Annotated in this window: 6 protein-coding genes; 1 reads left to right on the top strand and 5 read right to left on the bottom strand. The window is 37.5% G+C overall.

The features are described from left to right. Genes JKP34_RS16200 through JKP34_RS16190 form a run of 3 tightly spaced genes read right to left on the bottom strand, consistent with a single transcriptional unit; the run spans position 1 to position 8,812 of the window. A complete protein-coding gene (locus tag JKP34_RS16200; protein ID WP_201923752.1) occupies positions 1 to 1,302 on the bottom strand; it encodes a TolB family protein in 1,302 nt (433 codons plus the stop codon). Next, the gene (locus tag JKP34_RS16195) at positions 1,296 to 2,297 is read right to left on the bottom strand and encodes a PorP/SprF family type IX secretion system membrane protein (protein WP_201923750.1); all 1,002 of its coding nucleotides are present in this window, start codon (positions 2,295 to 2,297) and stop codon (positions 1,296 to 1,298) included. Before JKP34_RS16195 ends, JKP34_RS16200 begins: the two co-directional genes overlap by 7 nt. Then, a complete protein-coding gene (locus JKP34_RS16190; protein WP_201923747.1) occupies positions 2,294 to 8,812 on the bottom strand; it encodes an MBG domain-containing protein in 6,519 nt (2,172 codons plus the stop codon). Before JKP34_RS16190 ends, JKP34_RS16195 begins: the two co-directional genes overlap by 4 nt. A gap of 152 nt (positions 8,813 to 8,964) precedes the next feature. Between JKP34_RS16190 and JKP34_RS16185 the strand changes: the two genes are divergently transcribed. Then, the gene (locus tag JKP34_RS16185; RefSeq protein WP_201923745.1) at positions 8,965 to 10,149 is read left to right on the top strand and encodes a glycosyltransferase family 2 protein; all 1,185 of its coding nucleotides are present in this window, start codon (positions 8,965 to 8,967) and stop codon (positions 10,147 to 10,149) included. Here the strand turns inward: JKP34_RS16185 and JKP34_RS16180 are convergent. Together JKP34_RS16180 and JKP34_RS16175 are read right to left on the bottom strand one after the other, a co-directional pair. After that, positions 10,146 to 11,201, bottom strand: coding sequence for a potassium channel family protein (locus JKP34_RS16180; RefSeq protein WP_201923743.1), 1,056 nt, complete (start codon positions 11,199 to 11,201; stop codon positions 10,146 to 10,148). The two genes, JKP34_RS16185 and JKP34_RS16180, sit on opposite strands and share 4 nt — an antisense overlap. Beyond that, positions 11,201 to 13,456 carry a tetratricopeptide repeat protein gene (locus JKP34_RS16175; protein WP_201923741.1) on the bottom strand — a complete coding sequence of 752 codons (2,256 nt, stop codon included), beginning with the start codon at positions 13,454 to 13,456 and terminating at the stop codon, positions 11,201 to 11,203. Before JKP34_RS16175 ends, JKP34_RS16180 begins: the two co-directional genes overlap by 1 nt. Positions 13,457 to 13,480 lie beyond the last annotated feature (24 nt).

Genomic DNA, 13,480 nt, shown 5'->3' with positions numbered 1-13,480 from the left:
TTATTCAAAGAACTTTAAACCAACCAGGTACCTTAAATTCTCACCATAGAAATTGATTTCTCCTTTTTTACTGATACCATCAAACTTGAGTTGATCTTTATTTACATTGAGTGCCAACAATTCTTTATAGATCACTAAGATCAGTTGTGAGCTTTCATTTACTACAATTGAAGTCTCCAGTTTAGAAGAAGGCTCAATATTAATAGCTATTGCCAGCTGAGGATTTGCATTCAAGTGAAATGCTATCAGTGCCAGTTTAGTCTTTAGGTTATCATTGTCTTCAAGATTTTCTATTGAGGTCAATGGGATATTTGGAGAAGCAAATAAACCCAGATCATCCTTTACTTCAGTGCTTGAGAGATATTTCCTGGATTCTCTACTACTAGCTGATGTAATAGGTACATATGATATACTCTGAGCACTTCGCTTTAATGGCTTCTCATAATTCACCTGGTAAATGTCAGCGAATTTACTATCTCTATTACTCGATAAATAAGCTAGAGTATCACCATAAATGGAGAAATATCCATCAAATTTAGCTGAATTAATCCTGTTGCCTAGGTTCTCTGGTTTGCTCCACACAGTCCAGCTATCATAAAGTCTTTCCACTTTAAAAATATCCATATCGCCATAGCCACCATGCCCATTACTTGAGAAGTAGAGCGTTTTTTTATCTGGTGATAAGAATGGTGATATTTCACTGCCTTCAGTATTAATAGTTACGCCTAGATTAAGAGGTTTGCTCCATTCTCCATCATCTTCAAGAAAGGAAATGTAAAGATCCTCTTTACCATAACCTTCAGTTTTGTTCATGGAGAACAACACTACTTTATAATCTGATGATACAAAGGCGCTTCTGTAGCCTGATATGGGTAGCCCTTTAATATTAATCGGCTCAGGGGTAAGCCAGTCATCTGATAATTTCTTGGAAAAGTAAATTCCCTTTTCGGCATCTTCAGAATTATTCAGGTACAAAATATCTTCAGAATCATTTATACCGATGATAAAGTTATTACCCTTATCATTTAATATGTCAATAGCAGACTTCTCTATAATGCCACTTGATAGTTGCTGATACCATATATCTGACCCGCTGTACTTTCCACCCTTATTTTCAGGATGTAATACCCTGGAAAAATATAACCTGTTTGTAACGCCATCAAAAAGGGGAGTCGTTTCTTCAGCCTCAGTATTTAGTGAACTGGCAAGCCTAGTTACCTCGGCTATTTGCTGGGCTGTCACAGAAGTTACTGATAGCAAAACACAGCTATATAATAAAATGATTGCTTTAAATTTTACCATAAGAAAGGGCTATCCAGTTTTTTATTCTGAATAATGTATGACAAGCTTATTTCATGCATTCCACCCGCCAAAACACCACCAGCATTATTGAAACGATCGTAAGAATAGTCAAGAAATATAGCTTTAGGTAATTTAATTCCCGCAAGTGCTGAATACTTCAAGTCGTTTTGAATTCCAAATCCAGCATAAATCATATCGCTGTATTTTATACGTAAAGATAGATTGAGGTCATGCTGATATTGAGGATTTGCTTTGAATGAAACGAAAGGTGAGATAACAAAATCTGTACCTAGTTGAAACTGATAGGCCGCTGCCAGTCCATAAATTATTGCATTGTTAGCTGCTTCCACTAGATCTGATTTATTTTCAGTTAGTGTTATTGAACTAATGTGGGTAGTGATCATTAATGCCTTGCTGTAAAGTGCTACACTAAAATCAGCCAATAACATTGAGTTATTAAACCCTTCTTGCAAAAGCATTTGATACAGTTCATCCTGCGTATTTTCAACAGTTAATTGATCTACCCCATAGTTATTTTGGATATAGTTTAATGAAGTGCCAAAACTGGTTGTAAGCTTGTCTGACACAGGCAAGTGATAGGCATAAAAAGCACTAATAGATTGTCTGTTAAAAGCATCAACCGATAAATTACTGAGGTGCAACCCTACTCCGTGTTTTCTTCTGCTGCGCTTGTTGTTACCTAATTCCTCATTTAATAAAGGCGAGCTTAAGGCAAATCCTGAATTATCAGTTTCATTATTATATGAGTTTTTAATAGGTAGGAAGACACCTGCCTGATATAACCTGAGTGTGTTATTTGAGCTTGTTATACTTTGCCGAAAAGATACTCCTAATTTTAAGGAATTGCTCATTCCTGTAAGTGCTGGATGATTCCATTCAGGATTAATATATTGCTGCGTTCTTGAAACGGCAGACTGCCCAAATGCATGCACAGCACCGAAAATAAATGATAATATGATTAATGAATATCTCATTTTATAATTGTAACAGTACCATCGTAATTTCTTCTACCTCCATTAAGTGATACATTGTAAAAATAAGTACCCGCTGGTAATACTTCACTATTGTATACGCCATCCCATTCACACGTTTGACCTCTACAATTGAAAATTTCACGACCATTCAAGTCTGATATTTTTATCTGCACATCTTCAAATTGATCAATATTTGGGAATCTCCAGGTGTCATTAATACCATCTCCATTTGGTGTGAAGGCAGTATAAATCTCAAGTTCAGGTAGTACTTCTGATATAACCAGATTTCTGCTTAGCACATTACTCAAACTATCTCCATCAGAAATTTGAAAGCTAATGGATTTTGGAGTGGTATCGTCAGTTAACTCATTACTATTGAAATAGGCTACTTCACTCAATATAATTTCATATTCAGATTTACTCAGCTGACCAGTTATGAGCAAAGTTCCAGAATTCCTTTCAAACCTACTTGTTACTTCTGCATCGGTTTCAAGTATTAGCTCATCTTCACTTTGATTATAACTAGAACTGATTTTCACCCATGCACTATCTATCATTTGATCGTCAATATCAGAAATGGTGATTGATGAGGTAATCTGTATAGGACTGGCTCCTTGTACGTATTCGAGTGTCTCAGATTCAATATTGGTAATGGTTGGGGCATCATTAACTGGTAAAAAAGTTAAAGTAATGATGGCTTCTTCTGAAAAAATGAAAGGATCGGAAACTGTATAAGAAATTGTTTGCGTACCGCTATAGTTATCGGGCGCTTTATAAGTTAAAGCTACACCTTCTGAAATATCTAATTCCTGACCTTTGGTTATTTCAGCGCCATTTGAAGTGAAATTTCCAGCTGCCCAATTCAAAATTATTTTAGTGAAAGGATCATCATCCTCGTCCGAATAAAGGGTATTCAATAGGTCGCTATTTAGGATAAAAGCCTCATCTTCATTTAGCTCAACCTCATAATTATTGATTACAGGTTGGGTATTAATTTGAATGGTGAAAGCTTGCTCAGCGAACTCACCACTTTCATCTGTAACTCTTAGAGTAATTTGTTCGGAAGTAGCCGTTTCCGGTACCATTCCTGTTAAAATAGCTGATCTATTATTCTGGTTTGTTACACTAAGCCATGATGGGCCTACTACTTGTGAAATTGTTAAAACATCGGTAGGGTCGGCATCATCTACTTCAATGTTATAAGTGTAGGCAGTATTGGATTGTGCTTTTACAACCGGATCAGAATTAAATAAAGGGGCATCATTTACCCCTTCTACTGCTATTGTGAATGAATCTGAAATAGAATTAATATCTTCAGCGCCATCATCAGTTACGGTAATATTGATAACTGCCTCACCAAAGGCATCGGCTTTTAACTGGTAAGAAATTTCAGCAGTTGATTGTGGAGATGTATAGTTAAGTGAGAAGCTTTCAAAAAGCGCTTCATTGGAATTATCTATTGATATACTAATGCTTTGATTATTTTCTTCTCCAGCAGTAATTCCTGTAAGTAGTATTGTTTTAATGGCTAAGTCATCTTCCGTTAACGTAATCAGTTCAGGAACTGGGTCAAGCGTTGGTGCTGAATTTTCATACTGAACTTCTATTGAAAAACTTAGCGTATCAGAAGCACCCGCATTATCTTCCACTTTAATCTCTACCACATGGGGAGAGTTTTCTACATCTTCCCTATTAGGAGTTCCAGTTAAAGTATTTGAAGCATTGATTGTTAACCAAGTAGGTTGCTGAATAAAGGAGAAAGTTAATTCATCATTCGTGTCTACATCTAGTACTTCTAGTGGTAAATTATAAGTGTTATTTTGTTGAGCCTCTAAAATGGGAGTAGTGACAAAAACCGGAGTATCGTTCACATTGATTACTTCAATAGTATAATTCTGCGTAGTGTTAGCACCTAATTGATCTTGTACTCGAAGAATAACCTGATGCGCTCCAACATCTTCATTTAAAGGTGTTCCTTGAAGACTGTATTGATCATTCTCATTGGAGAAGTTAAGCCAATCGGGTTTAAGTAAAGCTTCTAAAGTGTAGGAATCATTATCAATATCATTTACGGCTATCTCATATTGGTACAGCTCATCTTCATTCACCTCTAACTGCGGGGATGATGTAAATACAGGAGCAGAATTTGGGAAATTAACAGAGATGGTAAAATTCTGAGTGGTCTCTGCATCGGCTAAATCTGATACTGTTATACTAACGTCTGTAGATTCATCTCTATCGTTATTTGTTGGAGTTCCACTTAGCACTAATTTACCAGGTTCAGTTTCAGTAGCCGTAATCCAAGATGGTTTTTGATTGACTATAATGGTTAATTCATCACCCGGATCTACATCTGTAGCCGTAAAAGTATAGCTGTATAAAGTGTTTAACGAGGCAGTTAAAACAGGCGTACTTGTGATGATTGGTTTATCATTGGTATTGATAACTTCAATATTAAAGAGCTGTTGAGCCGTGTTTCCATTGCCATCATTCACTTCTAATGCCACTCCATAATTACCGACCTGATTGTTGTTTGGTGTGCCTGTTAATAATGCAGTTCCATCTCCATTATCCGTTAGAGACAGCCAGACTGGAAGAGCTAACTGATTTGTAATGCTTAACTCATCTGAAGGATCAGCGTCTGCCGCAGTTATATTATATTGATAAGTGAAATCTTCATTAACAGAAACTTGCGGAGTGCTTGTAAATAGTGGATCATCCTGAACCGGGGAAACATTAATTGTAAAACTCTGATCAGTTGATAAGCCATTAGAATCAGTGCATCTTATAGTAATTGTAGAACTACCGAATGCATTAGCTGCGAGACTTAAAGAAATTTCATTTCCAGACAGGGTGAATGTATTATATAAGCTGCTATTGGTTCTACCAATGAGGCTAAAATTTAATTGGGATGGACTGTCTTCCACATCAGAGAAGTAGTTAAGCAGGAGAATATTTGAAATAGGGGACTCATCCTCGTTATAATTAAATGGTCCTATTGAAGTAACATTTGGAGCTCCATTTATCACAAAAGTTGCAGAAGCAGTTCCTTCATAATTACTCTCGTCAATGGTTACTTCTAAATCATAGCTTCCGGGATTTGTGGGTATCGTTGAGTTGTTATTATAGGTAACTGTAGTATTCAGTCCTTCAGGAGTAGTAGTGAAATCAGCTGATTTAGGACTACCATTAAAATTCTTAAGTAACTGAGTAAAAGTAATTGATGCTGTGGCTTTGGCTACTTCAAAAGATTGCTGTACTGGTGTGGCCGCTGTATAATTAACATCACCAGCTTGAGTAGCTTCTACCACAACAGTTCCGGCACCTGTAATAGTCACTGTACTTCCTGAAAGTGTCGCAGGTCCGCTAACAATGCTAAAGTCAACAGGCAAACCAGAATCTGAAGAAGCAATCAGATTGAAATCTTCGTCACCATAAGTTTTGTCGTCAGGATCAGTGAAAGTAATAGTCTGGCTGGCTTGAGTAATTTCTAAGGTAGCCTGTGTAAAGATAAAGTTATAGTTATCATCGCTACCATCAGCGAGGGTGATAGGATAAGTACCTGCATTACTAGCTATGGTAGCCGTTGTAGAAATATCTGGATCAACATCGATAACAGCTTCTGTTTCACTGTTGACAAAATCAGAGGACTGATAAGAGAATGTGAGTGCTGGAATAGCATCACCATAGGTAATGGTTTTATTATCAGCAATGACATTAAGTTGTGCTTTGGCTACTTCAAAAGATTGTTGCACTGGTGTGGCCGCGGTATAATTAACATCACCTGTTTGAGTAGCTTCTACAACGACAGTTCCGGCACCTGTAATAGTCACTGTACTTCCGAAAAGAGTAGCAGGTCCGCTTATGATGGAGAAACTGACAGGCAAACCCGAATTGGAAGAAGCGACCAGATTGAAATCGGCATCACCATAAGTTTTGTCGGCAGGATCAGTGAAAGTAATAGTCTGACTAGCCTGAGTAATCTCCAATGTAGCATCAGTAAAAAGGAATGTATAATTATCATCGCTACCATCAGCGAGTGTAATGGGATAGGTACCAGCGTCACTCGCTATGGTAGCCGTTGTAGAAATATCTGGATCAAGATCAATGACAGCTTCTGTTTCGCTGTTCACAAAATCAGTTGCATTGAAGGAGAAAGTAAGCGTTGGAATAGCGTCACCATAGGTAATGTTTTTATTATCAGCAATGACATTAAGTTGTGCTTTGGCTACTTCAAAAGATTGCTGCACTGGTGTGGCTGCTGTATAATTAACATCACCAGCTTGAGTAGCTTCTACCACAACAGTTCCGGCTCCAGTAATGGTTACTGTGCTTCCGGAAAGTGTTGCTGGTCCACTAATAATACTAAAGTCAACAGGTAGTCCAGAATCGGAAGAAGCAACCAGATTGAAATCAGCATCACCGTAAGTTTTGTCAGCAGGATCAGTGAAAGTAATAGTCTGGCTGGCTTGTGTAATTTCTAAGGTAGCCTGCGTAAAGATGAAGATATAGTTATCATCACTGCCATCAGCCAATGTAATAGGGTAAGTGCCCGCATCACTCGCTATGGTAGCCGTTGTAGAAATATCTGGATCAAGATCAATGACAGCTTCTGTTTCGCTGTTCACAAAATCAGTTGCATTGAAGGAGAAAGTGAGCGTTGGAATGGCGTCACCATAGGTAATGTTTTTATTATCAGCAATAACATTAAGTTGGGCTTTGGCTACTTCAAAAGATTGTTGTACTGGTATGGCAGCGGTATAATTAACATCACCAGACTGAGTAGCTTCTACCACAACAGTTCCGGCTCCAGTAATGGTTACCGTGCTTCCGGTAAGTGTAGCAGGTCCACTAACAATACTAAAGTCAACAGGTAGTCCAGAATCAGAAGAAGCAATCAGATTGAAATCGGCATCACCATAAGTTTTGTCAGCAGGATCAGTGAAAGTAATAGTCTGGCTAGCTTGCGTAATTTCTAAGGTAGCCTGTGTAAAGATAAAGCTATAGTTATCATCGCTACCATCAGCGAGGGTGATTGGGTAAGTACCCGCATCACTAGCGATGGTAGCCGTTGTAGAAATATCTGGATCAAGATCAATGACAGCTTCTGTTTCACTATTTACAAAATCAGCAGCATTGAAGGAGAAAGTGAGTGCTGGCAAAGCATCGCCATAAGTAATGGTTTTATTATCAGCAATGACATTAAGTTGTGCTTTGGCTACTTCAAAAGATTGTTGTACTGGAGTGGCCGCTGTATAATTAACGTCACCAGCTTGAGTAGCTTCTATCACAACAGTTCCAGCTCCAGTAATGGTTACTGTGCTTCCGGAAAGTGTTGCAGGTCCACTTATAACTGAGAAACTGACAGGCAAACCTGAATCGGAAGAAGCAGACAGATTGAAATCTGCATCACCGTAAGTTTTGTCGGCAGGATCAGTAAAAGTAATAGTCTGGCTAGCTTGCGTAATTTCTAAGGTAGCCTGTGTAAAGATAAAGCTATAGTTATCATCGCTACCATCAGCGAGGGTGATCGAATAAGTACCTGCATCACTCGCTATGGTAGCAGTTGTCGAAATGTCCGGATCAACATCAATGACAGCAGCGGTTTCGCTATTTACAAAATCAGAGGACTGATAAGAGAAAGTGAGTGTTGGAATAGCATCACCATAAGTAATGGTTTTATTATCAGCAATGACATTAAGTTGTGCTTTGGCTACTTCAAAAGATTGTTGTACTGGTGTGGCCGCTGTATAATTAACATCACCAGACTGAGTAGCTTCTACCACAACAGTTCCGGCTCCAGTAATGGTTACCGTGCTTCCGGTAAGTGTAGCAGGTCCACTAACAATACTAAAGTCAACAGGTAGTCCAGAATCAGAAGAAGCGACCAGATTGAAATCGGCATCACCATAAGTTTTGTTGTCAGGATCAGTGAAAGTAATAGTCTGGCTGGCCTGAGTGATCTCCAATGTAGCATCAGTAAAAAGGAAAGTGTAGTTATCATCGTTACCATCAGCGAGGGTGATAGGATAAGTACCTGCATTACTAGCCATGGTAGCAGTTGTCGAAATATCCGGATCAACATCAATAACAGCTTCTGTTTCGCTGTTTACAAAATCAGAGGACTGATAAGAGAAAGTGAGTGTTGGAATTGCATCACCATAGGTAATGGTTTTATTATCAGCAATGACATTAAGTTGTGCTCTGGCTACTTCAATATTAAATGCCTGCGTATTGCTATTAGCATTATTTAGAACTTCACGTACTTCTAGCGTAATAGGAAAAGTGCCTGCCTCTGTTGGATCACCTGCAATACTATAAGTTCCATCTAAGTTATCCGTAAAGTTAAGCCCTCCAGGGAGTGAGCCACTTTGTATTACCACCTCGATGTCATCACCGTCTAAATCAGTTACTTCTACTAAATAATCATAGGTTTCACCATAGGTAATACTTGCTGATGGCGTGGATGTAAAGGTTGGATTGTTTTGTGCCAGCAGCTGGTGTTGCTGTAGCATCAAAACTATTAAGCCAATAAAAATCTTTGAAAAATTGATTCCCTTCAGAAAGGCGCGGCACATGTCTTTAACTCTAATATTTTATCGGAAAAGTACAAAAAATTAATCGTAACACTTTATCTTCAAGCCATATTTTCGATTAAACGATTATTATGGAATTGGTTTTTTGGTTCTGCCTTGCTTTGGTAGTTTATACATACCTCGGTTATCCTGTAGTGTTGTTTTTACTTGTAAAGTTAAAACGCCTTTTTAATAGGCAAAAACTTTTATTCTTTGAGCCATCGGAATTACCACGAGTGAGTTTAGTTGTGGCATGTTACAATGAAGCAGAAATCCTTGAAGAAAAAATAGCCAATACCCTAGCCTTATCCTATCCTGATGACAAATTAGACATCTGTTTTGTTACTGATGGCAGTGATGATAATAGCGATGAAATTATTGCTAAATATGCTAATATCAAGCATTTTCATTCAGATGAGCGAAAAGGAAAGAATGCAGCTATCAATAGAATTTTACCTTTACTAAAGACACCCTACATTATTTTCTGTGATGCGAATACTTTTCTTAATAAAGAAGCACTGGTTAATTTAGTAAGACATTACAAGGATGAAAAAGTAGGAGCTGTAGCAGGCGAGAAGAGAGTTTTTTCTACCAATGAAGATGAGAATGCAGGGGCCGGAGAAGGTGCATATTGGAAATATGAATCACAATTAAAAAAGTGGGATTCGGAATTGTATTCTGTTGTTGGTGCTGCTGGTGAATTGTTCTCTGTAAAAAGTGATTTGATGGATCCTGTACCTGACGGAATCATCATCGAGGATTTCTTTTTGTCGGTTAAGATTGCCATGAACGGATATAAGGTAAGGTATGAGCCGGAAGCCTATGCAATGGAAGCGGGATCATCATCCATTGCAGAGGAAAGAAAAAGAAAAGTAAGAATTTCTGCTGGTGGTCTGCAAGCGGTAGGCTTATTTGCAGGGCTTCTCAATTTTTTTAAATATGGAACACTCAGCTTCCAGTATATATCTCATCGATTCTTCCGTTGGACTGTAGCACCATTAAGTCTACTCATTTTACTTCTAATAAATATTTACCTGGTAGTTGCTGGTGCCGGAATAGTGTATACTGTACTGTTGGCAAGTCAAGTGTTTTTCTACTTTTTAGCGGCAATGGGTAATTTGTATGAGTTAAAAGGCAAGAGCAGTAAAGTGTTTCTCATACCTTTCTATTTTGTGTTTATGAATGTATCAGTCTATCAAGGCTTTTTTAGGTTGTTAAAAGGGAAACAATCAGCTGTTTGGGAGAAATCTGCCAGGGCTAAGTTGAAGAAGACTTAAATACCTTCTTTAATGGAGAATACTTTTCTGATTTTACTTTCCGCTGCTCTGTTCATAATCATCATCAGGAAATCACCCTCCTGAATAATAAAATTATCTTGAGGGTTTTTATGAACAGTTTTTTGCCCATTTTCTTCTCTTACTAAACCAATAAGGATGACATTATACATTTTCTTTAGTTCATAGAAAGATTTGTCATACTCTTGCTTAATGAATGGATTGCCTTTTAATATTCTGAACTGCTTAATGTCGTAATCAGTTTCTTCAATAGGATAGGCTAATATTTCTTCTGAATACTGAGCAACATCTGGCTCAAACATATAACTAGCAAGTAAACGCGAGGTAATTTCATTTTTCGAGATGGCATATTTTACCCCTGCATTAATGAAGGTTTGCTTCAGGTTAGCGTTTTCAAGTGTTACAACAAATTGAAGATTCTCAAAATGCTTTTTGATGTTGAGAATATAGACGAGTTTATCGGTATCATTCTCCAAATTGATGAATACTGAGCTGCAATGTTCAATATTAGCTTTATCTAGTAATTCGAAATTCTCATAATCCGAATACAATATAAACACCTGCTTTTTATCATAGAGTTCATGTAAGAGATCAATATTATCTCTGTTTTTAGTAACCACCGCTACCTTTCTGCCTGCCCTTATCAACTGATCAATTACTGTTTTCCCAAATTGAGTCCACCCAATTACTACTATATGATTTTGAAAGCTGGTGCCGTGCATGCCTATTTTATTATTTTCGTTGATGTTGCTAATAACTGTTGAGAATTGGCCAATAAGGATACCGTAAATACCAATACTTAAAAACAGAAAAATGTAGCCGATGATTCTGCCTTCCTCAGATGCTGGCACAATATCACCATAACCTACGGTTGTTAAGGTAACTATACTATACCAAAAAGCATCACTTAAGTTTTTGATAGGCGCATCCTGAACGTATTGTTCATAACCCCAAAGCCTGAAAACAAGGAATATGTAGAATGCCAGGAAAGCAATCCCTATTAAAAAGAGCTTTTTGTAGTTTGATATGCGCATTAAACCTTAATTCCTACCACTAAAATATCATCAGTTTGAGCATTTCTTCCCCTCCATTGCTGAAACTGAGTTTCCAGCGCATGTTCCTGTTCAGTAGGAGGAAGGTTACTAATTGACGTTAAGAAGTTATAAAAATTTTTCTTCATAAACTTCTTATCATTTGGCCCGCCAAACTGATCTTGATAGCCATCAGTACTTAAATAAAGCATGCTGCCTTCTTCAAGCTTCACTTCTTTTTTGTTAAATACTTTGTCCAGCCCTTGGCTACTTCCTACAGAATAACGATCGGCCGCTACTTTTGAAAGTTCACCTTCCTTTACCACATAAAGCGGTATTTTTGCCCCAGTAAATTCAGCAACTTTTTTCTTTTTATTGATAAAGAGTAACCCGATATCAAGCCCATCCATGCTGGCCGAGCCTAATTGATTTTGATGAAGTGTTTGTTGAATTTTTTGATCAAGCAGACTGATGGCTAAATCAGGAGAATGAATCCCTGTTTCTAATATGATTTGATTTAGTAAAGAATTAGCAAGTACGGTCATGAATGCACCAGGTACGCCATGTCCTGTACAATCTATGATAGCCAGAGCTATTTTATCTCCTGCTTCGGCATGCCAATAGAAATCACCACTTACAATGTCTTTAGGCTTGTAATAAATGAAAGCATTTGGAAATTGTTCTTTCAATAATGATTTAGCAGGCAGCAATGACTCTTGAATTTGCCGAGCATAATTGATGCTGTCGGTAATTTGCTCGTTCTTATTAGCAAGCGATTTGCTTTTTTCTTCTAACTTCTCATTGATTGCTTCTATTTCCTCTTTCTGTTCTACTATCTCAACATTTTGCAATTGAAGCTTTTTGTTGGTTCTGTTCTTAAGCTTGTTACGATTGTTCAGGATTAGAATGAGTATGAGTAGAAAAAGTATACCTGCAGCCGCAGCATATAAAAAGAACTTGCGTTGTTTTGTCTTCAGGTCTTCAATTGACTTCTCCTTTTTTAGCAAATCAATTTCCTGTTCTTTTTTATCGAGCTTGTAAATCGTCTCTATTTCTGCAATAGCTTTGGTGTTATCCTTCTTGTACTTACGTTCAGCTTCCAGAAGGTATAATCTCATATAAATTAATGCATTCTCTTTATCACCGACTGCATCATAAACCTTAGATAGGTTTTGATAAACATCCTTCAGTATATTAGTTGAATTAATACGCTGCGCCATAACAAGAGCTCTTTTAAGCTCATTAATAGCCTGATTGTACTCTTGTTGGTTAATATACACATCTCCCAATTCGATACTTACCCTGGAGATTAGTTCAGGCATATTCTGTTCGATTGCTAAAACTTGTGAACGCTCTAGATAGTCGAGTGCTGTTCTAAATTTTTTCTGATTTTTATAGAGTGATCCTATATCAAAATAGGAATAAGCTAAACCACTTTGGTCATTAGCAATTGAATCAATTTCCAAAGCCTTGTTGAAGAACATCAGGGCAGAATCTGATTTTTCAAGTAAGATATAAAGGTTACCTAAATTACTGTAGGTAGTGGCAATGTTGTATGAGTCTCCATTGCTTTTGGCTATTTCCAAAGCATTGTTAAGATACTCCTTTGCTTTATTGTAAGTGCCTAGTTCTTGATAGATTAAGCCAATAGTATTCAGTGTGACTTCTTTGTCTTCTTCTACCTGAATTTCTTCTTTAATTTTCATGGATTGTACACAATACTGAATAGCCTGGTTGTAACGCTCCATGTAGGTGTAGATATCACAAATGAGGGTAAGTACATTCGACTGTTTCAGTAAGTTGCCGGTTTTGTAATAAGCGTCTAAAGCGCTTTCCGCATAATTTAATGCGTTTTTGTATCTGTCCAGATAGAAATAAACATTGGCTAAAGAGCTTGCTGCTTCTCCTATACCCTTGGAAGAAGCGCTTGATTTAAATATGACAAGAGCCCGCTCAAAATGTGGAATGGATTGCTCAAACTCATTGGTTAAATAGAAGTAATCACCCAGATAATAGCTTCCCCATGCAAAAGCTAACTGACTGGAATCTCCTTTAGCCAGGGAAATCATTTCTTCTGCATAGAGCTTTACATTGTTCGGATTCTTTTCTCTGTATGAATCTGCTAACTCAGAAAGTGCTTCAACTTTTTCTGTTCTGGTACGGGCACTTTCAAGCTTGCCAATAAGCCTGTCATTTTGCTGAGCGATAAGCCCGGAAACAGTTCCAAAAAGAAATAATAAGAGCAGCATTATTCTCATAAGTGCCAATTTAATCAATTTAAT

Origin of the sequence: Marivirga atlantica (assembly GCF_016734805.1) — a bacterium.
GTDB lineage: Bacteria > Bacteroidota > Bacteroidia > Cytophagales > Cyclobacteriaceae > Marivirga > Marivirga atlantica.
This window is presented reverse-complemented; position numbering and strand designations above follow the sequence as displayed.